This window comes from Streptomyces sp. CNH189, from assembly GCF_000527195.1.
In genome coordinates, this window is sequence record NZ_AZUS01000017.1 from 20,758 (window position 1) to 44,457 (window position 23,700).

22 protein-coding genes and 2 pseudogenes are annotated in these 23,700 nt (G+C 72.6%); 11 read left to right on the forward strand and 13 right to left on the reverse strand.

All coding sequences use genetic code 11. The features are described from left to right. Nucleotides 1-76: 76 nt before the first annotated feature. A complete protein-coding gene (locus B100_RS0122290) occupies nt 77-1,234 on the forward strand; it encodes a cystathionine gamma-synthase (RefSeq protein WP_024886624.1) in 1,158 nt (385 codons plus the stop codon). Nucleotides 1,235-1,240: 6 nt separating this feature from the next. Here B100_RS0122290 and B100_RS0122295 read toward each other — a convergent pair whose 3' ends face one another. From B100_RS0122295 to B100_RS0122305, 3 genes are all read right to left on the reverse strand, one after another. After that, a complete protein-coding gene (locus B100_RS0122295; protein WP_024886625.1) occupies nt 1,241-1,489 on the reverse strand; it encodes a hypothetical protein in 249 nt (82 codons plus the stop codon). Between the two features lie 13 nt (nt 1,490-1,502). Continuing rightward, on the reverse strand, nt 1,503-2,000 hold the full coding sequence (locus B100_RS0122300; RefSeq protein ID WP_024886626.1) for a sigma factor-like helix-turn-helix DNA-binding protein: 498 nt from the start codon (nt 1,998-2,000) through the stop codon (nt 1,503-1,505). A gap of 183 nt (nt 2,001-2,183) precedes the next feature. Beyond that, nucleotides 2,184-2,672, reverse strand: a complete 489-nt coding sequence (locus B100_RS0122305) for a MarR family winged helix-turn-helix transcriptional regulator (RefSeq protein ID WP_399998664.1) — start codon at nt 2,670-2,672, stop codon at nt 2,184-2,186. Between the two features lie 175 nt (nt 2,673-2,847). On the opposite strand from B100_RS0122305, the gene ilvA reads away from it, so the two are divergent. The 3 genes from ilvA to B100_RS0122320 all read left to right on the forward strand — a co-directional run bounded on the left by ilvA (nt 2,848) and on the right by B100_RS0122320 (nt 6,217). Beyond that, nucleotides 2,848-4,077, forward strand: coding sequence for a threonine ammonia-lyase (gene ilvA, locus B100_RS0122310; RefSeq protein ID WP_024886628.1), 1,230 nt, complete (start codon nt 2,848-2,850; stop codon nt 4,075-4,077). A gap of 185 nt (nt 4,078-4,262) precedes the next feature. After that, on the forward strand, nt 4,263-5,375 hold the full coding sequence (locus B100_RS0122315; protein WP_024886629.1) for an ATP-binding cassette domain-containing protein: 1,113 nt from the start codon (nt 4,263-4,265) through the stop codon (nt 5,373-5,375). Continuing rightward, on the forward strand, nt 5,372-6,217 hold the full coding sequence (locus tag B100_RS0122320) for an ABC transporter permease (protein ID WP_024886630.1): 846 nt from the start codon (nt 5,372-5,374) through the stop codon (nt 6,215-6,217). The genes B100_RS0122315 and B100_RS0122320 overlap by 4 nt, the downstream gene beginning before the upstream one ends. A 55-nt stretch (nt 6,218-6,272) precedes the next feature. Here the strand turns inward: B100_RS0122320 and greA are convergent, their stop codons facing one another. Together greA and B100_RS0122330 are read right to left on the reverse strand one after the other, a co-directional pair. Further along, on the reverse strand, nt 6,273-6,770 hold the full coding sequence (gene greA / locus B100_RS0122325) for a transcription elongation factor GreA (RefSeq protein WP_024886631.1): 498 nt from the start codon (nt 6,768-6,770) through the stop codon (nt 6,273-6,275). Nucleotides 6,771-6,938: 168 nt separating this feature from the next. Beyond that, nucleotides 6,939-7,337, reverse strand: coding sequence for a DUF4307 domain-containing protein (locus B100_RS0122330; RefSeq protein WP_024886632.1), 399 nt, complete (start codon nt 7,335-7,337; stop codon nt 6,939-6,941). 148 nt (nt 7,338-7,485) lie between these two features. On the opposite strand from B100_RS0122330, the gene mca reads away from it, so the two are divergent. The 3 genes from mca to B100_RS0122345 all read left to right on the forward strand — a co-directional run bounded on the left by mca (nt 7,486) and on the right by B100_RS0122345 (nt 9,529). Continuing rightward, nucleotides 7,486-8,367: a mycothiol conjugate amidase Mca gene (gene mca / locus B100_RS0122335; protein ID WP_024886633.1), complete on the forward strand. Its 882-nt coding sequence runs from the start codon at nt 7,486-7,488 to the stop codon at nt 8,365-8,367. After that, nucleotides 8,360-8,605 carry a hypothetical protein gene (locus tag B100_RS0122340; RefSeq protein WP_037723260.1) on the forward strand — a complete coding sequence of 82 codons (246 nt, stop codon included), beginning with the start codon at nt 8,360-8,362 and terminating at the stop codon, nt 8,603-8,605. The genes mca and B100_RS0122340 overlap by 8 nt, the downstream gene beginning before the upstream one ends. A 180-nt stretch (nt 8,606-8,785) precedes the next feature. After that, nucleotides 8,786-9,529, forward strand: a complete 744-nt coding sequence (locus B100_RS0122345; RefSeq protein ID WP_024886635.1) for a VWA domain-containing protein — start codon at nt 8,786-8,788, stop codon at nt 9,527-9,529. A 31-nt stretch (nt 9,530-9,560) separates the two neighbouring features. Here the strand turns inward: B100_RS0122345 and B100_RS0122350 are convergent, their stop codons facing one another. After that, complete coding sequence (locus B100_RS0122350; protein WP_024886636.1) at nt 9,561-12,761, reverse strand: tetratricopeptide repeat protein; 3,201 nt, start codon at nt 12,759-12,761, stop codon at nt 9,561-9,563. Between the two features lie 227 nt (nt 12,762-12,988). On the opposite strand from B100_RS0122350, the gene B100_RS0122355 reads away from it, so the two are divergent. Continuing rightward, nucleotides 12,989-15,061: a thioredoxin domain-containing protein gene (locus B100_RS0122355; RefSeq protein ID WP_024886637.1), complete on the forward strand. Its 2,073-nt coding sequence runs from the start codon at nt 12,989-12,991 to the stop codon at nt 15,059-15,061. Nucleotides 15,062-15,226: 165 nt separating this feature from the next. Here B100_RS0122355 and B100_RS36995 read toward each other — a convergent pair whose 3' ends face one another. From B100_RS36995 to trhA, 4 genes are all read right to left on the reverse strand, one after another. Beyond that, complete coding sequence (locus B100_RS36995; RefSeq protein ID WP_158686738.1) at nt 15,227-15,376, reverse strand: hypothetical protein; 150 nt, start codon at nt 15,374-15,376, stop codon at nt 15,227-15,229. A gap of 104 nt (nt 15,377-15,480) precedes the next feature. Continuing rightward, entirely contained in the window at nt 15,481-16,212 is a 732-nt protein-coding gene (locus tag B100_RS0122365; protein WP_024886638.1) for a Mut7-C RNAse domain-containing protein, read from the reverse strand. Nucleotides 16,213-16,245: 33 nt separating this feature from the next. Next, a complete protein-coding gene (locus B100_RS0122370) occupies nt 16,246-16,878 on the reverse strand; it encodes an acyl-CoA-like ligand-binding transcription factor (RefSeq protein ID WP_024886639.1) in 633 nt (210 codons plus the stop codon). A gap of 231 nt (nt 16,879-17,109) precedes the next feature. Next, nucleotides 17,110-17,823: a PAQR family membrane homeostasis protein TrhA gene (trhA, locus tag B100_RS0122375; protein WP_024886640.1), complete on the reverse strand. Its 714-nt coding sequence runs from the start codon at nt 17,821-17,823 to the stop codon at nt 17,110-17,112. Nucleotides 17,824-18,147: 324 nt separating this feature from the next. Here trhA and B100_RS0122380 point away from each other — a divergent pair, with 324 nt between their 5' ends. Then, the gene (locus tag B100_RS0122380; protein ID WP_024886641.1) at nt 18,148-19,968 is read left to right on the forward strand and encodes a phosphoenolpyruvate carboxykinase (GTP); all 1,821 of its coding nucleotides are present in this window, start codon (nt 18,148-18,150) and stop codon (nt 19,966-19,968) included. A 297-nt stretch (nt 19,969-20,265) separates the two neighbouring features. Here B100_RS0122380 and B100_RS0122385 read toward each other — a convergent pair. Continuing rightward, nucleotides 20,266-21,090 (reverse strand): annotated as a pseudogene (locus tag B100_RS0122385) (VWA domain-containing protein); the annotation flags it as partial. Between the two features lie 170 nt (nt 21,091-21,260). On the opposite strand from B100_RS0122385, the gene B100_RS0122390 reads away from it, so the two are divergent. Beyond that, on the forward strand, nt 21,261-21,803 hold the full coding sequence (locus tag B100_RS0122390; protein WP_024886643.1) for an MOSC domain-containing protein: 543 nt from the start codon (nt 21,261-21,263) through the stop codon (nt 21,801-21,803). Nucleotides 21,804-21,918: 115 nt separating this feature from the next. Here the strand turns inward: B100_RS0122390 and B100_RS0122395 are convergent, their stop codons facing one another. Then, nucleotides 21,919-22,551, reverse strand: a complete 633-nt coding sequence (locus B100_RS0122395; RefSeq protein ID WP_024886644.1) for a hypothetical protein — start codon at nt 22,549-22,551, stop codon at nt 21,919-21,921. A 34-nt stretch (nt 22,552-22,585) separates the two neighbouring features. On the opposite strand from B100_RS0122395, the pseudogene B100_RS0122400 reads away from it, so the two are divergent. Further along, nucleotides 22,586-23,134: pseudogene (locus tag B100_RS0122400) on the forward strand (zinc-binding dehydrogenase); the annotation flags it as partial. Between the two features lie 107 nt (nt 23,135-23,241). On the opposite strand, the gene B100_RS0122405 reads toward B100_RS0122400, so the two are convergent. Continuing rightward, nucleotides 23,242-23,667, reverse strand: a complete 426-nt coding sequence (locus B100_RS0122405) for an SCO4983 family protein (RefSeq protein WP_024886646.1) — start codon at nt 23,665-23,667, stop codon at nt 23,242-23,244. Nucleotides 23,668-23,700 lie beyond the last annotated feature (33 nt).

The following is a 23,700-nucleotide window of genomic DNA, read 5'->3' on the forward strand; positions in this document are numbered from 1 at the left end:
CCTCCGGGGCGCCCCGCCGCCCCGCCCGGCAGGCCGCGGACGTCATCACCCCGCCGCGCGCACTACCCTCGGGCCCATGAGCGACAGGCACATCAGTCAGCACTTCGAGACGCTCGCGATCCACGCGGGCAACACCGCCGACCCCCTGACGGGCGCGGTCGTCCCGCCGATCTACCAGGTGTCCACCTACAAGCAGGACGGCGTCGGCGGCCTGCGCGGCGGCTACGAGTACAGCCGCAGCGCCAACCCGACCAGGACCGCGCTGGAGGAGAACCTGGCCGCCCTCGAGGGCGGACGCCGCGGGCTCGCGTTCGCGTCCGGGCTGGCGGCCGAGGACTGCCTGCTGCGCACGCTGCTCGCCCCCGGTGACCACGTGGTCATCCCGAACGACGCGTACGGCGGCACGTTCCGCCTGTTCGCCAAGGTCGTCGCCCGCTGGGGCGTGGAGTGGTCGGTCGCCGACACCTCCGACCCGGCCGCGGTGCGGGCCGCGATCACCCCGAAGACCAAGGTCGTCTGGGTGGAGACCCCCTCCAACCCGCTGCTCGGCATCACCGACATCGCCGCCGTCGCCCAGGTGGCCCGGGACGCCGGCGTGCGGCTGGTCGTCGACAACACCTTCGCCACGCCGTACCTGCAGCAGCCGCTCGCACTCGGCGCGGACGTCGTCGTGCACTCCCTGACCAAGTACATGGGCGGCCACTCGGACGTCGTCGGCGGCGCCCTGATCACCGCCGACGCCGAGCTGGGCGAGGAGCTGGCGTTCCACCAGAACGCGATGGGCGCGGTCGCCGGCCCCTTCGACTCGTGGCTGGTGCTGCGCGGCACCAAGACGCTCTCGGTGCGCATGGACCGGCACAGTGAGAACGCCACGCGCGTGGCCGACATGCTCAGCCGTCACGCGCGCGTGACGAGCGTGCTGTACCCGGGCCTGCCCGAGCACCCCGGTCACGAGGTCGCCGCCAAGCAGATGCGCGCCTTCGGCGGCATGATCTCCTTCCGCGTCGAGGGCGGCGAGGAGGCGGCGGTCGAGGTCTGCAACCGCGCCAAGGTCTTCACCCTCGGTGAGTCGCTGGGCGGCGTCGAGTCGCTGATCGAGCACCCCGGGCGGATGACGCACGCGTCCGTCGCCGGTTCGCAGCTCGAGGTGCCGGCCGACCTGGTGCGCCTGTCCGTCGGCATCGAGAACGTCGACGACCTCCTGGAGGACCTCCAGCAGGCGCTCGGGCGCTAGCCGGTCTCACCAGCCGGTCAGGGGTGGGGTCGTCTCGGACGGCGGCTCCACCCACGGCCGGACCGTGAGCGCCCACACCACGAACGCCACCGTCGCCGCGCACAGCAGCAGCCACAGGGCGCGGCGGGCGAGGGTGCGGCGCCGCTCCCTGCGGGCTCCGCGCCGCACGGCGTCCAGGGCGAGGTCGGACGGCACGACCGGTGGTACCTGCTCCATCAGCCGCCGTACGCGCGCCTCGCGGTCCGCGCGGTTCATCCCGCGTCCCCGGTCATGACGGCACCGTGTCGACGCGCACCGGTGCGGGGGCGGGGCGTGGCGGCGGACGCAGCACGGCCGCCATCGCGCGGTCGTGCACGGCCCGTACGCGCTCGAGGGGCAGCCCCAGCATCGCCGCGGTCTGCTCCTCGGCGATGCCCTCGTGCAGCCGCAGCACCAGGACCAGACGCTCCTGCGGGTTCAGCACGGCCAGCGGGCCGCCGGGGCGGGGCCGCGGACGGAGCGCGCCGTGCCGGTGCCAGGCACTCAGCGCGAACCGCGTCACCAGATAGCGGCGGGTGTGGTCGTACGGGTCCTCGCCGTGCAGCCCGTCCCAGCAGGCGTACGTACGGGCCAGGGCCAGGGTCAGCAGGCGCCGCGCCCGCGGGTTGGCGTCCGGGGGTTCGGCGGTGAGCAGGGTCGCGGTCTGCAGCAGCCGTCCGCCCGCGCCTGCCACGTACGCCCGGAACTCCTGGGCGCGGACGTCGTCGAGCGCATGCCGTGCTCGCACCCGCACCTCCCGTAGCCCCGGAGAGAGCCGGTCCCCTACCGCGCCGCGGACAAGGACCCCCTCCACATATCAGGCCAGGGCGTGCCTCCCGGTCAAGAGGCGCGCACGGGTCAAGGCGGGCCCTCCGCCACGGCCGGCGCGCTTCCGCGCGGCCGGAGAGGCCCGGTCACGGCTCCCGGTGGATCAGGAGTCGCCCCGGTCCTGGGCGGACATCCGGGAGGACAGCGCGCCGTTGAACCGGGTGAGGAGCGTGCAGAACGCCTCGCGCTCCTCGGGCGCCCAGTCGCCGGTCAGCTCGGCCATCAACTGGCGTCGTGACGCGCGCACCTCCTCCAGGCGAGCCTGTCCGCCCGGGGACAGCTGGAGCACGACCGCGCGCCCGTCCTCGGGGTGCGAGGTGCGCGTGACCAGGCCGGTGTCGACGAGCGGCGCCACCTGCCGGGTGACCGTCGAGGAGTCGATCCCCATGCTGGCCGCGAGCGCCTTGACGCCCATCGGCCCTTCCTTGTCGAGACGGTTGAGCAGCAGGTAGGCGGCGCGGTCCATGGAGTTGCGCACCTGGCCGACCCCACCGAGCCGGGTCTGTTCCGCGCGGCGGGCGAAGAGCGCCACCTCGTGCTGCAGAGTGTCGAGAAGACCGGTGTCACCGACCGCCGTCAGATCGGTCGTCATGTCCATCGACATTTCAGGTGTTGTGGGCATGGCGGGGGGCTCACTTCGTGATGGGCTGCTGATGGGACGACAGGGTACGCGGCCGGGGCGCGGACCGTACCGGGGCTGTGCAAAGCGGTCGTCCGCGGGTTGGTCACACCGGCCGTCGCGCCCGGCGAACTGCGATGCTGGAGGCATGAGCTACAGCACGGCCGACCGGCTGCGCACCGTCACTCTCGACGACGTGCGCGGCGCTCACAAGATGCTCTCCGGCGTGGCCCGTACGACCGCGCTGGAAGGCAGCCGGCACCTCTCCCGGCAGGTGGGCGCTCCGGTGCTGCTGAAGTGCGAGAACCTCCAGCGGACCGGGTCGTTCAAGCTGCGCGGCGCGTACGTGCGGATCGCCGGGCTGCTCCCCGAGGAGCGGGCCGCGGGCGTCGTCGCGGCGAGCGCCGGCAACCACGCGCAGGGCGTGGCCCTGGCGTCGTCGCTGCTCGGGGTGCGCTCCACGGTGTTCATGCCCAAGGGCGCCCCGCTGCCGAAGATCAGCGCGACCCGGGAGTACGGCGCCGAGGTGCGCCTGCACGGCCAGGTGGTCGACGAGTCGCTGGCCGCGGCCCAGGAGTACGCGCGTGAGACGGGCGCGGTGTTCATCCACCCCTTCGACCACCCGGACGTCATCGCCGGCCAGGGCACGGTGGGGCTGGAGATCCTGGAGCAGTGCCCCGAGGTGCGCACGATCGTCGTCGGGGTCGGCGGGGGCGGGCTGGCCGCCGGGATCGCGGTCGCGGTGAAGTCGCTGCGGCCCGACGTGCGGATCGTGGGGGTGCAGGCGGAGGGCGCGGCGGCGTATCCGCCGTCGCTGGCCGCCGGGCGCCCGGTGACCCTCCGCCACCCGGTGACGATGGCCGACGGGATCAAGGTGGGGCGGCCGGGCGACGTGCCGTTCGAGCTGGTCGGCGAGCTGGTGGACGAGGTCCGCACGGTCACCGAGGACGAACTGTCGGCCGCGCTGCTGCTGTGTCTGGAGCGGGCCAAGATGGTCGTCGAACCGGCCGGGGCGAGCCCGGTCGCGGCGCTGCTGAGCCGCCCGGACGCCTTCGAGGGCCCGGTCGTCGCGGTGCTGTCCGGCGGCAACGTGGACCCGGTGCTGATGGAGCGGGTGCTGCGGCACGGCATGGCGGCGCAGGGCCGCTACCTGGCCGTACGGCTGCGGCTGACCGACCGGCCGGGCGCCCTAGCCTCACTCCTCGGGGCACTGTCAGTGGTCGACGTCAACGTTCTCGACGTGAGCCATGTACGGACCGACCCGCGACTCGGGCTTACCGAGGCGGAGGTCGAGCTGCACCTGGAGACGAAGGGCCCGGCGCACTGCGCCGAGGTCGAACAGGCCCTGCGCGAGGCGGGTTACACGGTGACGGGCTGACCCCGGAAGTGGCTTCACTCCTTCGGGTTATCCCATTGAGAGACGCGATACATCGCGTTATGGTGTGTCGCGTGCCGTGGCCCGGCCGCTGACGCTCCACTGCCGTGCCGGGGCGGAAAACTCCAGCGGAGACCGGCGCACCGACCTAGGCTTTTCCGAAGAATCACGATGACGTGGAGATTCATATGCCAGGCGCCATTTATGCCGAAGGTCTGGTGAAGACCTTCGGCGACGTAAGGGCACTGGACGGGGTGGACCTCGAGGTCCCCGAGGGCACCGTCCTGGGGCTGCTCGGGCCGAACGGCGCGGGCAAGACCACCACCGTCCGCTGTCTCACCACCCTCCTGCGGCCCGACAGCGGAAAGGCCGTCGTCGCCGGCCTCGACGTGCTGAAGCAGCCCGACGCCGTACGCCGCTCGATCGGCCTGTCCGGCCAGTTCGCCGCCGTCGACGAGTACCTGACCGGCCGGGAGAACCTCCAGATGGTCGGGCAGCTCTACCAGATGAAGGCGAAGGCGGCCCGGGCCCGCGCGGACGAACTGCTGGAGCAGTTCCACCTCGCGGACGCGGCCGACCGCACCGCGAAGACCTACTCCGGCGGCATGCGCCGCCGCCTCGACCTCGCCGCCGCCCTGGTCGTCTCCCCGCCCGTGATGTTCATGGACGAACCGACGACCGGCCTCGACCCGCGCAACCGCCAGCAGCTGTGGGAGGTGATCAAGCAGCTCGTCTCCGGCGGGACGACCCTGCTGCTCACCACGCAGTACCTGGAGGAGGCCGACCACCTCGCGCACGACATCGCGGTCGTCGACCGCGGCCGGGTCATCGCCCAGGGCACCTCCGACCAGCTCAAGGCCCGCACCGGCGGCGAGCGCGTCGAGGTCGTGGTGCACGAGCGCGAGCACATCCGCGCCGCGGCCGCCCTGCTCGACAAGTACAGCCTGCGCGGGCTCGGTCAGGGCGACACCACCGTCGAGGAACACATGCGCAAGATCACCACGCCGGTCTCCGGCGGCGCGAAACTCCTCGCCGAGATCATCCGCGAACTCGACGCCGACGGCATCGAGATCGACGACATCGGACTGCGCCGCCCCACCCTCGACGACGTCTTCCTCTCGCTCACCGGCCATGCCGCCGAGAGCGGTGACGGCGAGGACGGCGACGCGCCGCGCACCGGCGCGGGCTCCACCGAGGCCGAGGCCGACGGGGCCAAAGGAGCCAGAGGGGCCAAGGGAGCCAGAGGGGCCAAGGGACGCAAGGGACGCGGACAGCGCCAGGACGAGGAGGCCGCGAAGTGAGTGCCGTCACCGACGCCGTGCGGGTCGCGGCCCCCGGCAACGCCATCGGTCAGTCGATCCGCGACTCGCTGGTCGTCGCCAAGCGCAATCTGATCCGTATGATGCGCATCCCCGAGGTGGTCATCTTCGGGCTGATCCAGCCGATCATGTTCGTGGTGCTCTTCTCGTACGTGTTCGGCGGTTCCCTGGACATCGGCGGCAGCACCAGCCCGCAGGTCTACCGCGAGTTCCTGATGGCCGGCATCTTCGCCCAGACCGTCACCTTCGCCACCGCGGGGGCCGGCGCGGGCATCGCCGAGGACATGCACAAGGGGCTCATCGACCGCTTCCGCTCCCTGCCGATGGCGCGCGGCGCGGTGCTCACCGGCCGCACCCTCGCCGACCTGGTGCAGACGGCGCTCACGCTGCTCGTGCTCGCCGTCGTCGCCCTGCTGGTCGGGTGGCGCACCCACACCAGCATCGGTGAGGTCATCGGCGCGTTCGGACTGCTGCTCCTCACCGGGTACGCGTTCACGTGGATCGGCGCGGTCATCGGCCTGTCGGTGCGCACCCCCGAGGCGGCCACCTCCGGCGGACTGGTCTGGCTCTTCCCGGTCACGTTCGTGTCGAACGCGTTCGTGGACTCCAGCAACATGACGCCCTGGCTGCGGCACATCGCGGACTGGAACCCGTTCAGCGCCACCGTCCAGGCCTGCCGCGAGCTGTTCGGCAACCCGGGTGTCTCCACCTCGGACGCCTGGCCCATGCAGTACCCGGTGTGGGCGTCGGTGATCTACTCGATCCTGATCATCGCGGTCTTCCGCACGCTGGCCGTCCGTAAGTACCGCTCGGCCGCCGCATGACGAAACCCCCGGCGCCGATGGCGCCGGGGGCTCGTGGGGACTCGCGTGAGGCGGGTCAGCCGCTGTAGGGCTCGGCCTTCAGGATCTTCACCGCAGCCTTCTTGCCGTTGGGCAGCTCGTACTCCGCGTCCTCACCGACCTTGTGGCCCATCACGCCGGAGCCCAGCGGGGACTGCGGCGAGTAGGTCTCGATGTCGGAACTCGCGTACTCGCGGGAGGCGAGCAGGAAGGTCAGCGTGTCGTCCTCGTCACCGTCGAAGGCGATCGTCACGACCATGCCCGGCGCCACCGCGCCGTCGGCCGCGGGGGCCTCGCCGACCTTGGCGTTCTCGAGGAGCTGGGTGAGCTGGCGCACACGGAGCTCCTGCTTGCCCTGCTCCTCCTTGGCGGCGTGGTACCCGCCGTTCTCACGCAGGTCGCCCTCCTCGCGCGCGGCGGCGATCTTGGCGGCGATCTCCGAGCGCGCGGGACCAGTAAGGTACTCAAGCTCGTCCTTGAGCTTGTTGTACGCCTCCTGGGTCAGCCAGGTGACGTTCTCGCTGGTCTGGGTCACAGGTGCTCCTCGTAGGTACTGGGAATACAAAGCATCGCCCTACCCAGAAGGATGGACCCCCGGGGACGGGCGAAACCACGAGCCTAACAATTGAGTGCCCGCAGGGGGAGGACATAAGCGCACGAATTCCCGTCGGCGCAGGTCAGTGGTCGGGTATTCCCCACCACGTCACTCGGCGTGACAGCCGATGAGCTCGGCGCTGGTGCCGCGGGAGGTCGTGCGCAGTGTGACGACCTGGTCGACGCGGGTGGCGTCCTCGCCGAAGCGGAAGTCGGCACGGCCGACCTCGGCGCCGTCCTCGGCCTGCGAGCGCACGGTGCAGTAGCCGACGACGCCCGCGTCCTTGTGCACCTCCAGGTGCACCTTGACCGCGTCCTCGCCGACCTCGAAGCCGATCAGCTCGCCGCTGATCTCGTTCTGGGCGACGTAGTGGTAGCCGAACCAGCCGATCAGGGCGACGAAGAGGACGGCGAGCACCCCGCCGACGACCTTGAGGGTGCGGTCGGCACGCTGGTCCGAGGAGCGGCCGTAACGGCCCTCGGGCAGCCGCGTGCTCGACGTACTCATGATCGTCTCCTCGGCAGGAAGGGACCGGCGTCCCCGGACCGTCCCCGGGAGCGGCGCTCCGGAATTTTTCGCCCCCCGGTTCCGTCACTATAGAAGCCTGCGACTGCGCCGCCGTACCCAGGGCGGCCCACGACTTGAGGATTGAGTCTTGACTGACCAGCTGCGACTGATGGCCGTGCACGCCCACCCCGACGACGAGTCGAGCAAGGGCGCGGCCACCATGGCGAAGTACGTGTCCGAGGGGGTGGACGTGCTGGTCGTGACCTGCACGGGCGGGGAGCGAGGCTCCATCCTCAACCCCAAGCTTCAGGGGGACCCGTACATCGAGGAGCACATCCACGAAGTGCGCAAGAAGGAGATGGACGAGGCCCGCGAGATCCTCGGTGTGAAGCAGGAGTGGCTGGGCTTCGTCGACTCGGGTCTGCCCGAGGGCGACCCGCTGCCGCCGCTGCCGGAGGGCTGCTTCGCCCTGGAGGACGTCGACAAGGCGGCGGGTGAGCTGGTCCGCAAGATCCGCTCCTTCCGGCCGCAGGTGATCACCACCTACGACGAGAACGGCGGCTACCCGCACCCCGACCACATCATGACCCACAAGATCACGATGGTGGCGTTCGAGGGGGCGGCGGACACCGGGAAGTACCCGGAGGACGAGTTCGGCCCGGCCTACCAGCCGCTGAAGGTCTACTACAACCAGGGCTTCAACCGCCCCCGCACCGAGGCGCTGCACCAGGCCATGCTGGATCGCGGCCTGGAGTCGCCGTACGGGGACTGGCTGAAGCGGTGGGACGAGTCCGAGCGCAAGGAGCGCACGCTCACCACGCACGTGCCGTGCGCCGACTTCTTCGAGATCCGGGACAAGGCGCTGATCGCGCACGCCACGCAGATCGACCCCGACGGGGGCTGGTTCCGGGTGCCGCTGGACCTCCAGAAGAAGGTCTGGCCCACCGAGGAGTACGAGCTCGCGAAGTCGCTCGTGGACACCTCCCTCCCCGAGGACGACCTCTTCGCGGGCATCCGGGACAATGACTGACATGAGCGCAAGCGCAAGCCTGGCAATGACCCACCTGGTCCCCCTCGCCGCGGAATTCGACGAGGACAAGGTCACCCCCGGTGTCCTCGGCTTCATCGTGTTCGCGGTGATGGCCCTGGCGGTCTGGGGGCTGATGAAGTCGATGAGCCGGCACATGGGGCGGGTGAACTTCACGGAGCCCGACGGCAAGGCCGCGACGGACGCCGCCGTGCCCGAAGCCGACAAGTCGACGGCCTGACACCGAGCCGCGCATGACGGCACCCGGCGACCCGCCGGGTGCCGCAGCCGTGCGCCCGCGGGCGGCCCCGACGGCGCCACGGGACCCCCGGTGCTGCGCTCGCCCGCCTCGCGCGACCTCGCCCCTGGCCGATCAGGCAAACGGTGCACCTGCCCGGAAGCGGTGCACCACCATGGGGGAGTGATCTCGACGAACGGCAGTGAGCGCACGGCGGGCATCAGTCTGTCCAAGGTGCAGGAGAAGGCGCCCGACCTGGTCAGCCTGTACAAGGCGGCCGGTGCCGGCGTGCGCCGGCACGGGCTGGAGGGCGTGCGGGCCGCGGTGTATCTCGTGCTGGACCGCTCCGGGTCGATGCGGCCCTACTACCGGGACGGCACCATGCAGCACCTGGCCGAGCAGGTCCTGTCGCTGTCGGCCCACTTCGACGACGGCGTCGTTCCCGTGGTGTTCTTCTCCACCGACGTCGACGGCTCCGCCGAGCTGACGCTCGGCGGGCACCGCGGCCGGATCGACAAGCTGCACGAGAACCTCGGTCACATGGGACGCACCAACTACCACTGGGCCATGGACGAGGTCGTCGACCACTACCTGGCATCCGCCAGCCGGTGCCCCGCCCTGGTCGTCTTCCAGACCGACGGCGGTCCCACCAGCAAGTTCGCTGCCGAACGCTACCTGTGCAGGGCCGCCCGCCTTCCTCTGTTCTGGCAGTTCATCGGCTTCGGCGACCCCGACGACAACGAGTTCGCGTTCCTGCGCAAGCTGGACACTCTCGCCGTCCCGGCGCGCCGCATCGTCGACAACGCGGGCTTCTTCCACGCCGGCCGCACCCCGAGAGCCGTCCCGGACGACGACCTCTTCGATCAGCTCCTGCAGGAGTTCCCCGACTGGCTGGCCGCCGTCCGCACCGCCGGCATCACGCAGTGAGACCTCCAGGTGCCGGCCCCTGCGGGGACCCTCACGCGTCCAGCGGCACAGCCACTCCCATCACCTCCCGGGCGTGGCGGGTGGGGACCAGGCCGAGGTTCCAGGCCTGCCAGCCGGCCTCCAGGGTGACGCCCCGCTCCAGCAGGAGCTGGTACGCCTCGACGCAGTCGGTGAGCTTGGGGTCGCGGGCCGGGTGGCCGGCGCGGCCCAGCTCCGTGAGCTCCTGCTGCGCCACCGCCGTACCGACCTCCGTGCCGCCCGGTGCCGCGTACGGCAGCAGCGTGCAGCGCAGGAAGCGTGCCCAGTCCTCGCCCCGCCGGTCGCCGTAGGACGCGAACAGCGTCACCGCCTCGTCGCACAGCGCCAGCGCCTGCGGGGTGCGCGCGTTGCCCGCGTCGACGACCGCCAGCTCCAGGCACGTCCACCCCTCGCCGTGCGCCACCCCGATCCGCTGGAAGTCGGCGCGCGCGTCGACCAGCAGCTGACGGGCGAAGCCGGAGTTGCGCAGGCTGCCCGTCTGCGCCGCCCGCTGGTCCCGGGTCACCCGCGCCGAGTGGTGCCGGGCGCAGGCCAGGCCGTAGACGTCCCGCATGCGGGAGAACATCGTGCGGGCGCGTTCCAGCTCGCGCACCGCCCGGTCCAGGTCACCGGTCTCCTCCAGGGCCTGGCCGAGGTAGTACAGGGTCCACGCCTCGCCGCGCGCGTCCTCGTTCTCCCGGTGCCGTCCGGCGGCCCGGCGCAGCTCCTCCACCGCGGGACCCGCGTCCCCGTCCACCAGCCGGGCCCGCGCCAGCTCGGTCAGCGCCCACGCCTCGCCACGCGCGTCGCGGGTGCGGCCGTACAGGTCGAGGGCGGTGCGCAGCTCGCCCTCCGCCCGCGGCACGTCGCCCCGGCGCAGATGCAGCTGACCCAGCTGGAAGTGCGCCCACGCCTGCCCGTGCACGGACTCGCCCGCCCGGTGCAGCACCAACGACTCCCTGAGCAGCTGAAGCGCCTCGGCCAGCCCGGCCCGGTCCCGCTCCACCGCCGCCAGCGCGTGCATCGTCCAGGCGCGGTCCGTGGCCAGCGCTTCGGACGCCTGCAGCTCCAGCGCCTCCCGCAGCCGCGCCGACGCCTCCTTCAGATTGCCCTGATGGTGCAGCGTGATGCCGAGCGAGGTGAGCGCCCGCGCCGCCCCCGCCTCGTGCTGCGCCTCCCGGTACAGGTCCACCACCGACGTGAGGGTGGTCCGCGCCTTGTCCAGCTCGCCCAGCTGACGTGCCGCGATGCCGGTGCGCCACTGCACCGAGCGGACCAGCAGCCCCTCGTCCACGGCCTGCGCCAGCTCGTTGATCTCGCCCAGCCGGTAGAGGTCGCCGCGCAGCAGGCAGTAGTCGCACAGGGCGCCGAGCAGGTTCAGCACCGCGCCCCGGTTCACGCCTTCCGCGTGCCGCAGCGCCGCCGTGATGAAGCTGGACTCGTCGTCCAGCCAGCGCAGCGCCTCGTCCAGCGAGGTGAAGCCGTACGAGCCGAACCGGTCGGAGCGGGTCGACATGTTGCCGTCGACCAGCCGCAGCACCGAGTCGGCGAGCTCGGCGTAGTTCACGATCAGCCGCTCCTGCGCGGCCGTGCGCTCGTCCGGGTCCTCCTCGTCCAGCAGCCGGGCCAGCGCGAACGCGCGCACCAGGTCGTGCAGCCGGTACCGGCTGTGCCGTACGCGGTCGACGAGTCCGGCCCGGTGCAGCGCCGCCAGGTGCCGGGTCGCCTCCGCCTCGTCGGTGGAGAGCAGCGCGGCGGCCGCGGCGGCACCGAGCGAGGCGCGTCCGGCCAGGGCCAGCCTGCGCAGCAGCCGCCGTACGGTCTCCGGCTGGTCGGTGTAGCGCAGCCACAGGGCGCGCTCGACCGGCTCGACGGGCCCGTAGGCGCCGAGGTCGGTGGCGAGCGCGAGGGGCGAGCGCGGCCCCAGGGCGGCACCGGCCAGCCGCAGCGCCAGCGGCAGCCCCCCGCACAGCTCCCGTACCCGGTCGGTGGCCTCGGCGTCGTACGGGCCGGCGTCGTCCTGCGCGGCGGCGGCCAGCAGCTCCTCCGCGCCCGCCGGGTCCAGCGGCTCCACCGGCAGCTGGTGCACCGTCGCGGGCAGGTCCTCCGGCAGCCCCAGTGGGGCGCGGGAGGTGACCAGGACCAGGCTGTCGGAACGCTCCGGTATCAGCGTGCGGACCTGCTGCGGGTCGGACGCGTCGTCCAGCACGATGGTGACCGGCGTCCCGGTCAGATGCTGGTGGTACAGCTCGCTCAGCCGCTTGACCTGCTGGTCCGGGGAGGACCGCTCCCGGAACAGCAGCTGCTCACGCGGCGCCCCGAGCCGGTTCAGCAGGTGCAGCAGCGCGTCCCGGGTGGACAGCGGGGGCTCGCCGGAGCTGTCACCGCGCAGATCGACGACGCAGGCCCCGCGGAAGTGGTCCCTCAGGTCGTGCGCCGCCCGCACCGCCAGCGTCGTCCGGCCGCTCCCGGACACCCCGTGCAGCACCACCACCGTGGGCCGGGTCTCCGTGCTCGCGCGGGCCGCCCGCACCCACTGCCGGATCCGCGCCATCTCCTGCCGCCGCCCCGCGAACGCGCCGAGCGGCTCCGGCAGCTGCCCGAACGACTGCTCCAGGACACTGCGCCCCCGGGCCGCGGCGCTCTTGTCGGCGCCGCGCAGCCGTGGCCCGTTCTTCTTCGGCGCCGTGGACGCGGTCAGGACCCGCTGCTGATCCAGGAACGGCCGGATGCCGCGCACCTCCAGCGCCGTCAGCCACTGCAGGCGCAGCTGGTCGGGCCCGCCCGGCTGGCCGGCCGCACCGGCCCGGTGGTGGGCGGCGGGCACGTGCGCCCCGGCCACCTTCACCACCGTCGCCGCCGCGCCGACCACGCCGACGGCCACCCCGGCGCCGAGCGCGGTCCCGGTGCCCGTCCCCAGCGCCATGTCGGCGGCCACGGCCGCGAGGCCCGCCACCCCGGCCACCAGCAGCGGCGTCCCGGCGCCCTCGCGCGCGTAGCGCTGCCGGAAGGTGAGCCGGCCGGCCTCCGTCTCGTCCAGGGCGCGGGTGTACGCCTCGTACTCCTCGGCCGCCGTGTGCGCCATCGCGTCCAGCGCCCCGCGCGCCCGTGAGAGCAGCACCTTCCCGTCGGTGCGCCCGCCCGTCCGGCGCACCTCCTCCTCCACGGCGCGTGCCAACAGCCGCTCGGCTTCCGTCCGATGGCCGTCCCGCATGTCACGTCCCCCTCCGGCGGCGACTTCGTCGCCTACGAGTGTGCTGCGGCCGGGCCCCCGGCGCGAGGGTGCGACGATCAACGGCCGTGCCGTCACGATCCCTTCACACGGCCGAGGCCCCGCGCCCGCCGTGCCGCCGTGGGGCCCGGGACCCTCCGGGTGCCGTACGACGGGCCGGGGCGGCGTCCGTCCCGCGGCGGGTGGCCGGCGTGCGCGAGGATGGAGACATGGCGAACCGACTTGCGCAGGCCACGTCCCCCTACCTCCTCCAGCACGCCGACAACCCCGTGGACTGGTGGACCTGGTCCGAGGAGGCCTTCGCCGAGGCGCGGCGGCGCGATGTGCCGGTGCTGCTGAGCGTCGGCTACTCCAGCTGCCACTGGTGTCACGTGATGGCCCACGAGTCCTTCGAGGACCAGGCCACCGCCGACGACATGAACGCGCACTTCGTCAGCATCAAGGTGGACCGCGAGGAGCGCCCGGACGTCGACGCCGTGTACATGGAGGCGGTGCAGGCGGCCACCGGGCACGGCGGCTGGCCGATGACGGTGTTCCTCACGCCGGACGCCGAGCCCTTCTACTTCGGTACGTACTTCCCGCCCGCCCCCCGGCACGGAATACCGTCGTTCCGGCAGGTGCTGGAGGGGGTCCGGCAGGCATGGGAGGAGCGGCGCGACGAGGTCGGCGACGTCGCCGGGAAGATCACGCGGGACCTGGCCGGCCGGGAGCTGGCCTACGGCGACGACCAGGTGCCCGGCGAGCAGGAGCTGGCGCAGGCGCTGCTCGGCCTGACCCGGGAGTACGACCCGCAGCGCGGCGGGTTCGGCGGGGCGCCGAAGTTCCCGCCGTCCATGGTCATCGAGTTCCTGCTGCGCCACCACGCCCGCACCGGCGCGGAGGGCGCGCTGCAGATGGCGGCGGACACCTGCGAGCGGATGGCGCGCGGCGGCATCTACGACCAGCTCGGCGGCGGCTTCGCCCGCTACTCCGTGGACCGCGACTGGGTGGTGCCGCACTTCGAGAAGATGCTCTACGACAACGCCCTGCTCTGCCGGGTCTACGCCCACCTGTGGCGGACCACCGGCTCCGAGCTGGCGCGCCGGGTGGCGCTGGAGACGGCCGACTTCATGGTCCGCGAACTGCGCACCCCCGAGGGCGGGTTCGCGTCCGCTCTGGACGCGGACAGCGAAGAGGCGGTGTCGCCCGAAGGGCGTCATGAAAAGGGTGGTGGCGGCACCGGACGGCACGTCGAAGGCGCCTACTACGTGTGGACGCCCGCGGAACTGCGCGAGGTGCTCGGCGACGACGACGCGGAGCTGGCCGCCCGGTACTTCGGGGTGACCGAGGAGGGCACCTTCGAGGAGGGCGCGTCGGTGCTGCAACTGCCGCAGCGCGACGAGATGTTCGACGCGGCCCGGATCGACGGCGTACGGGAGCGGCTGCTCGCGGCGCGCGACCGGCGCCCCGCTCCCGGCCGGGACGACAAGGTGGTCGCGGCCTGGAACGGCCTGGCGATCGCCGCGCTCGCCGAGACCGGCGCCTACTTCGACCGGCCGGACCTGGTGGAGGCCGCGGTCGCCGCCGGTGACCTGCTGGTGCGGGTGCACCTGGACGAGCACGCCCGTATCGCCCGGACCAGCAAGGACGGGCAGGTGGGCGCCAACGCGGGGGTGCTGGAGGACTACGCCGACGTCGCCGAGGGCTTCCTGGCGCTGGCGTCGGTGACCGGTGAGGGCGTGTGGCTGGACTTCACCGGCCTGCTCGTCGACCACGTCCTGACCCGCTTCCTGGACACGGAGTCCGGCGCCCTCTACGACACGGCGTCGGACGCGGAGCGGCTGATCCGGCGCCCGCAGGACCCCACCGACAACGCCACCCCGTCCGGCTGGACCGCCGCCGCCGGCGCCCTGCTGGGCTACGCGGCGCACACCGGCTCCGAGGCGCACCGCACCGCGGCCGAGCGGGCCCTGGGCGTGGTGAAGGCGCTCGGCCCGCGCGTGCCCCGCTTCATCGGCTGGGGCCTCGCGGTCGCCGAGGCCGTGCTGGACGGTCCCCGGGAGATCGCGGTGGTCGGACAGGGCCCGGACGACCCGGCGACGACGACCCTGCACCGCACGGCGCTTCTGGGCAACGCGCCCGGCGCGGTGGTCGCCGTGGGGCGCCCGGGGAGCGACGAGTTCCCGCTGCTCGCCGACCGCCCCCTCGTCGACGGCGCCCCGGCCGCCTACGTCTGCCGCGACTTCACCTGCGACGCCCCGACGACCGACCCGGACCGCCTGCGGACGGCCCTCGGAGGCTGAGCGGGGCGGGGGCAGCCCCTTGTGGTGGGCAGCCCCAAGTGGTGCGGGGAGCAGCCCTTCGCGGTGCCGGGGAGGAGCCCCTTGGGGCGCGGACGTCACCCGGGAGCGCCGGCCGCGCCGTCCGTCCGGGTCGGCCCGCGGCACCGGCGAGCTCCAGGGGGCCCGTCAGAGGTCGGCTCGTGCCAGGGCCTCGGTTCTCCGGGGGCGGGTACCGGCCGCGCGGCGGATCGTCCGGCGCAGGACGCGCGGGGCGACGAGGAAGCCCGTCAGGGCCCAGGCACCGTTGATCGCGTAGACCTTGGACAGCTCCCGCATGGCGGACGTCTCCGCGCCGAGCGCCGAGCACCGCGGGTGCGCCGCCGTGGGTACGGCCGGGCGGTACCGACAGGTCGCCGCATTCTGGCCCGGGGAGTCGCGGGTCAGCGGCGGCCGGAGCGGTCCGCGACCGCACGCTCGACGATCGCCTCCAGCTGTTCGTGGTGCGCGCCCTTCCAGTAGGCGCGTCCGCAGTCGGCGCACTGGGCGAACACGTCGTACGTGCGGTGCGTGCCCTCCTCGAGCTGGTCGGCGACGTCCTCCTTGCCGGCCGCCCGGAGCAGGCCGTTGCAGGCGGTGCACCGGGTCCAGGGCCGCAGCTCGGGGTCGAAGCGGTCGAGGACGTACGTCAGCTGCTCCTCGGGCCGGGTGCTGTAGACGAAGGCGCCCGCCCACAGCTCGCGGCGCCGCAGCAGGCCCCGGTCGCGGCTGAGCATGACCCGCTTCTCGGCGGCCGAGCGGGCGGCCAGAGCGGGGTCGCCGATGTCGGTCGACTCGTACGCGGTGTCCACGCCCAGCAGCCGCAGCCGGCGGGCCAGAGTCCCGAGGTGCACGTCGAGCAGGAACCGCAGGGGAGCGCCGGGCACCCCCTGCGGGTGCGGGTGCGGGCGGACGGTCACCGACTCGCCGGCGGCCGGGACGTGTCCGATGGGCACCTCGCGGCCGTCCACCAGCAGTGCGCCCACCTCGGTCAGCGGGACGCCGAGGGACTCGACGACGTGGCCGAGGCTGGAGAAGCCGTCGGTGGCCGTCCTGAGGCCGCCCGTGGCGCGGGCCCGCGCCACGAAGACCAGCAGTTCGGGGGCGAACTCGACGTGGATCTCGGGACCGTTCACCCGGTCAGGATGCCATGTGCGGCGTGCGCCGCCTCAGGATGTGCCGGCGGGCAGGCCGTGCGTGATCACGTCGACGGCCCGGTCGGCGAGGTCGGCGTAGTCGTCCCGGTGGCCGTGCTCGGCCCAGTACCGGGTGACCTCCAGCAGGCCGCCCACCAGCGACATGGCGTGCACCCGCACCTCCAGGCCGTCCGGGTCGAGTCCGGTGCGGCCGGCGATCGCCTCGGTGAGCAGCCGTCCGGTCTCCGACAGGCTCTCCGCCATCCGTGAGCGCACCGCCGGGACCTCCAGCATCAGGCGGGAGCGCAGCACGGTGACGTCCGGCTGCTCGGCCACGGCGAGCTGGATCGCCTTGCGGATCACGTACCTGACGGAGTCCGCCCAGGGTTCGTCGGCGGGCCGTGCGGCGAGTTCGGCGAGCAGCGGCTCGTCGTACTCGTCGGTGACGACGATGTCCTCCTTGGTGGGGAAGTAGCGGAAGACGGTCGACGGGGACACCTCCGCCCGCTCGGCGATCTGCTCGATCGTCGTCTCGTCGTACCCCTGCCGCTCGACCAGCGCGTAGGTGGCCGTGCGGATGGCCTCCCTCGTCTTGATCTTCTTCCGTTCGCGCAGTCCGGGGCGCGGCGGGGCGTCGGGAGTGAGGGAGGGTCGTGCGGCCGTCATGGTGGTCATTGTCGTGCATCGGCCTCCGGGGCGGCCATGTCCCGATCACCGGCCTCCCCCGCGGGGGCGGTGCGGCCGTCGGGCGGGAACGCGGCCACCAGCAGGTCGGTGACCGGCGCGGAGGCGCGGGGCGGACCACCGGCGTCGGCGCGACGCCGCGGCCACGGAAAAGGCCGCGGCGTCGCGCCGCGGCCTGTGTGCGGGGTGGCGGGGTGCCCCCCCCGGAGCCTCCTAGGCGTGCTGGTACGCCACCAGCGAGATCCCCACGTAGTGGGCGATGAAGGCGGCCAGGGTGAGGGTGTGGAACACCTCGTGGAAGCCGAACCAGCGGGGGGAGGGGTTGGGTTTCTTGATGCCGTAGACGATGCCGCCCGCGCTGTAGAGCACGCCGCCCACGACGACCAGGACGAGCACGGCGACGCCGCCGGTGTGCAGGAAGTCCGGGAGGAAGAACACCGCGGCCCAGCCCATCGCGATGTAGCAGGGCGTGTAGAGCCAGCGCGGGGCGCCGACCCAGAAGACGCGGAAGATTATCCCGGCGGCCGCCGCCGCCCAGATGCCCCACAGCAGCCAGCGTCCCTGGGAGTGCGGCAGCAGCAGGATCGTCAGCGGGGTGTAGGTGCCCGCGATGATCAGGAAGATGTTGGCGTGGTCGAGACGGCGCAGGACGCCGTCCATGCGCGGGCTCCAGTCGCCCCGGTGGTACAGCGCGCTCACGCCGAACAGCAGGCAGGCGGTCAGCGCGTACACGCCGCAGGCGAGGCGACCGCGAGGGGAGTCGGCGAAGGCGGTGAGCGCCAGTCCGGCGACCAGGGCGGCGGGGAACATGCCGAGGTGGAGCCAGCCGCGGAGCTTGGGTTTGACGGGATGAGGCAGAGAGGTCGCCACCGGGCCCCGGCCGTCGGCCTGAGGGTCCTTGGGCGTGTCGGGGGCGAACGCAGTCATGTCTCGCATCGTACCTACGGAACCGTAAGTTACACCTGGCGGCCATCTGTTGAGTCCCCGCAGTGGCCATCGTCTCACGTCGGCGCCTCGGGCTGTCACGCAAAGAATTGGTTTCGTTCACTCAACGTGCGTGTAAAGCCGCACGACAGCCGTGGTCAGCGTCACGTTGCTCACCTGTGCGGCCCTCTGGACAGATGGGCGCGTGCGTCGGATGATCAAATGAGTGCGGTCGACACCGGATGAGCGCCAAAGTCACCACTTCCAGCATCCGGGTCGCAGCCCCCACGGGGCCTCCAACCAAAAACCCCTCATTTAGGAGCACACGTGGCGCGCGACATCGCGGAACCCGGCGTCCCCACCACCCACCAGGGACTGATCTCCTGGGTCAACGAGATCGCAGAGCTGACACAGCCGGACAACGTGGTCTGGTGCGACGGCTCGGAAGCCGAGTACGAGCGCCTGTGCGAGGAGCTCGTCGAGAAGGGCACGTTCAGGAAGCTCGACCCGATCAAGCGCCCCAACTCCTACTACGCCGCCTCCGACCCGACCGACGTCGCGCGGGTCGAGGACCGGACGTTCATCTGCTCCGAGAAGGAGGAGGACGCCGGCCCGACCAACCACTGGAAGGCCCCCGCCGAGATGCGGGACATCTTCCAGGGCGAGAAGGGCGTCTTCCGCGGCTCCATGCGCGGCCGCACCATGTACGTCGTCCCCTTCTGCATGGGCCCCCTCGGCTCGCCGCTGTCCGCCCTCGGCGTGGAGATCACCGACTCCGCGTACGTCGCCGTGTCCATGCGCACCATGACCCGCATGGGGCAGGCCGTCCTCGACGAGCTCGGCGACGACGGCTTCTTCGTCAAGGCCGTGCACTCCGTCGGCGCCCCGCTGGAGCCCGGCCAGGCGGACGTCCCCTGGCCCTGCAACTCCACCAAGTACATCTCGCACTTCCCCGAGGACCGCGAGATCTGGTCGTACGGCTCCGGCTACGGCGGCAACGCCCTGCTCGGCAAGAAGTGCTACGCCCTGCGCATCGCCTCCGTCATGGCCCGCGACGAGGGCTGGCTCGCCGAGCACATGCTGATCCTCAAGCTCACCCCGCCGCAGGGCGAGAGCAAGTACGTCGCCGCCGCCTTCCCGTCCGCCTGCGGCAAGACCAACCTCGCCATGCTGGAGCCGACCATCTCCGGCTGGACGGTCGAGACCATCGGCGACGACATCGCCTGGATGCGCTTCGGCGAGGACGGCCGCCTCTACGCCATCAACCCCGAGGCCGGCTTCTTCGGCGTCGCCCCCGGCACCGGCGAGCACACCAACGCCAACGCCATGAAGACCCTGTGGGGCAACTCCGTCTTCACCAACGTCGCCCTCACCGACGACGGCGACGTGTGGTGGGAGGGCATGACCGAGGAGACCCCGGCCCACCTCACCGACTGGAAGGGCAACGACTGGACGCCCGAGTCCGGCACGCCCGCCGCCCACCCCAACGCCCGCTTCACCACGCCGGCGTCCCAGTGCCCGATCATCGCGCCCGAGTGGGAGGACCCCAAGGGCGTGCCGATCTCCGCGATCCTCTTCGGCGGGCGCCGCGCCAGCGCCGTACCGCTGGTGACGGAGTCCTTCGACTGGAACCACGGCGTCTTCCTCGGCGCCAACGTGGCCTCCGAGAAGACCGCCGCCGCCGAGGGAAAGGTCGGCGAGCTGCGCCGCGACCCGTTCGCCATGCTGCCGTTCTGCGGCTACAACATGGGCGACTACATGGCGCACTGGATCGACGTGGCGAAGGACAAGGACCAGTCCAAGCTGCCGAAGATCTACTACGTCAACTGGTTCCGCAAGGACGACGACGGCCGTTTCGTCTGGCCCGGCTTCGGTGAGAACAGCCGCGTCCTGAAGTGGATCGTGCAGCGCCTGGAAGGCACGGCCGAGGGCGTCGAGACGCCGATCGGCGTGCTGCCGGCCAAGGGCGCCCTCGACACCGACGGGCTCGGCCTCTCCGACGGCGACCTGGAGTTCCTGCTCACCGTGGACAAGGAGGTGTGGCGCGAGGAGGCCTCCCTGGTCCCCGAGCACCTCAACACCTTCGGCGACCACACGCCCAAGGAGCTGTGGGACCAGTACCACGCGCTGGTGAAGCGCCTGGGCTGACGCCCGCACAGACCCCGCGGCCGGCCGGTACTCGGTTTGAGGATGCCCTGACCAGCGATCGTCACGCCACGGCCGGCCGCGGAACACACCGGCGGGGCCCCGCACAACGGCGTGCGGGGTACCGGTCCCGGAGCCGCCCCACCCGTCCGCCCCGACGGGAACCGGCGGCACCGGGCCCACGCCCGCCCCCTTCGGCACGGCCCCGCCCAGGGGCTCACGAACGTGCCGAGACCCGACGGACGCCCCGGCCCGCACCGACGCGGACCGGGGCGCCCGGCTGTCCGCCGTCGGGCGCGGTCAGATCACGCGGAAGAGGTCTGCCGTCGTGTGGACGTCGGTCAGGTCGTCGACCGTGCGGAGGTTGTCGCAGAGGGACTCCAGGACCGAGCCGGAGGCGGTGGCCGTGTTCGGGGTGGCGACGGCGATGCCGAAGAGGCGGAAGTCCAGACGGCGTTTGATGTCGTTCCACAGGCGGGTCCAGTTCTCCGAGACCTCGCAGGCGTCGTCCGTGATCAGGACGATGTCACCGCGCGCGCGGGCCGTGGAGTCGAACTCCTCCTCCAGGATCTTGGCGGCCGTGCCCAGCGGGCGCTGGAAGTCGGTGCCGCCGCCGAGGAACGTCTCCGCGAAGTCCAGGACGTCGGCGACCGGGGAGGGGCGGTCGACCGGGAAGCGGAAGACCCGCAGCTTGTCGGAGCCGGAGAAGAGGATGCCGACGAAGTCCCGGCCGGAGTGGCGGGCCTGGTCCAGCAGGGCCAGCGCGCACGCCTTCGACCACGCCTCCCGGGTGATGCCGCCGGGACCTTCCGCGTACATGGAGTGCGAGGTGTCCACGCACGCGATCACCGCGCCCTTGCCGGTGGCCTGCTCGCCCCGGCTGTCGTACAGCATCAGCTCCCCGGCGGCGTACCGCGCGGCGAACACCGCGCGCAGTTCCGGCACGCCGAGGACCGCCAGCTCGGAGGGGATGACACGGGAGAGGTCGTCGCCGAGGGTGACGCCGACCAGCTCGCCGGGTGTGTGCTCCACCTTGCGGGCGCGCTCGCCGGCGTCGTCCCGCTCGCAGAAGCGGTCCGACAGCTCTCGCAGACCGCCCGCAGCCGCCCGGCCGTGTCGTCGGCGTCCCCCGCCATGCCGTGTCCCCTCCCGCCCCGCCCGAGGGCGTCCTCGGTCACCCGCGCCCCCGACGCTACCTACGCCCCGGCCGGTCCGGGCGCGGGAACCACGGGGACGGCGTGGACGCCTGCGTCTAGGCTCGGGCCGACTACGTTCACCTAAGGGGGAGTCGGGCCATGGGCGGCAGCGTGACGGCGGTCAGCAGCAACGGGGAGTACTCGTTCACCAAGCCGAACCGGGAGAGCGTACGCCTGCTCGCCGGGCTCGGGGTGGAGGGGGACGTGCACGCCGGGGTGACGGTCAAGCACCGGTCGCGCGTCGCGCAGGACCCCACCCAGCCGAACCTGCGGCAGGTCCACCTCATCCACGAGGAACTGTTCGCCGAGCTCGCCGAGGAGGGCTTCACCGTGACGCCCGGCCGGCTCGGCGAGAACATCACCACACGCGGCATCGACCTGCTGGGCCTGCCGGTCGGCACGTTGCTGCGCCTCGGGGAGGACGCGGTGGTGGAGGTCACGGGGCTGCGCAACCCCTGCGTGCAGATCGACCGCTTCCAGGACGGGCTGTTGAAGCGGGTCGTCGGCCGTGACGCGGAGGGCAACCTGGTGCGCAAGGCCGGGATCATGGGCGTCGTGAAGGAGGGCGGGGTGGTGCGCCCCGGCGACCCGGTCGAGGTGAGCCTGCCGAGCGGTCCTCACCGTCCGCTGGACCGGGTCTGACAGATCACGGAGTGAGGTCCAGGCGGGCCGCCGGGGGAAGCGGTCTGGCTGCCTCCGGTGCGCGGAGCGCCTCGATGACGTGGGCCGCGTAGCGGCGGAAGGCGTGGCTCACAGGTCAATGGACGGGATGCCAGTGTTCCAGCGCATCGTCCAGCGAAGGCGCCTCGGGGTCGTCCCAGACCAGGCAGCCCCACACCAGCCCTGGCACATCCGAACCCATGGCATCGCCCGGCCCTTCGGTGAGCGTGCGGTGCACCGCGTCGAGATAGGCGGCGATCGACGGGAAGTCCGGCTTGTCGCAGGCCAGGTTGTCCGGCAGCGACCAGCGGCCGACGCCGTCCGCCCCCGCGTAGTGCCCGGACTCCGGCCCCGCTTCGTCGCCCGTCAGCCACGGCACCACAGCGGCACCGCCCCACGCATCCCCGCGCCCGGTCTCAGGCAGTCGCGCCCTGAGCGCGTCCGCCGGACCGAGCAGCATCCCGCCGGGCAGGAACGCCCCCGAGCCGACCTCACCCTCGTCCTCGTTGGCCTCGATGTACCGGTGCTCCACACCGCCGCACAGGCGCCAGAGAGCGGCCAGCTCCGCGGGAAGACCGAACCCGAGGTGCTGTCTCAGTCGCGCATCGGCGGCCTCAACGGTGTGCTCCGGGGCCGGCGGCAGCAGGGAGGTACGGGAAACCGGCGCATTCGCCTCCAGCCAGTCCATGAGTCGACGCCAGGCCAACTCCAGGTGCCGTTGCTCACTCATCCCGCCAACCTACTGAGTCCTCGGACGGGGTGACGGTGAAACCGGCCCGGTAAGAGGCCGGTTGCGCCGACGGCAGGCACGTACCGTCGGCGCCACGGACGCAGAACCAGGCGCGGGCACGGTGGCGGTGACCACCTCGTCCGCGGAGCGGGGCGCACGGCTGCGGGAGCTGGGGGCGACCCGTGTCCTGGACCGGTCCCTCAAGAGCGACCACCCGGACGCGCCCACCGGCTTCGACGTCGTGATCGACGTGGTCGGCGGGTCCGGGCTGCCGGGCGTCCTGGACGCGCTGCACGCCGACGGGCGGTACGTGCTGGCCGGCGTCGTCGGCGGGCAGCCGCCGGAGGACTTCGGTGTGCGGCTGATGCACGGCTTCCGCAAGTCGCTGTCGTTCGCCACCTTCAGCGCCGACACCGTGCCCGCCTCCGACCGTCAGGCCGTACGGGCGGCCCGGTTCGCCGAGGCCGCGCGGGGGGAGCTGCGTACCGTCGTGCACGACGTGCTGCCCCTGGACCGGGCGGCGGACGCCCACCGCGCGACGGACGCGGGGGAGGTGTTCGGCCGGGTGGTGCTCACTCCCTGAGCCGAGTGGTGCTCATACCCGGGACGGGACGTGATGTGGCACCCGGTCCGCGCGTCGCTGCGGGTTGCGCGCGGACCGGGGCCGTAGGAGGGAGCCCCCGGAAGGGCTCAGTGGGCGGAGGACGCGAGGGGGCGCGGCTGCTGAGCCGCGGTGTGCGCGTCCATCCGCTCGGCGGCGAGGATCGCCGCCGCCGTGTCCGCCCGGGACGCGGCGACGACCAGGGCGCGTCCGGCGAGCGCGTGCGCCCGCCGGTGCAGGGCCGCGGTGCCGGGCTCGCGGCCCGGTCCGGTCGCCGACGCACGGGCCGGCGTACGTCCTCCCCGCAGGCGGGTGATCTCCTGGGTGAGCCGCTCGGCCGCGGTCTCCAGGTCGGCCGAGGGCTCCGCCGCGCGCAGCTCGTCGGTGACGGCGAGCAGGGCGGCGAGGTGACCCGCGAGCTGGATGTCCAGCTCCTCCTCGCGGGACCTGTGGGGGAAGTCGTCAGGGCCGGCCATCGTGCTGTGGACCGACTTGGAGCGGATCGGTTCGTACATGGATGGCCTCCTGGGTGCTGGCAGGAAGCCATC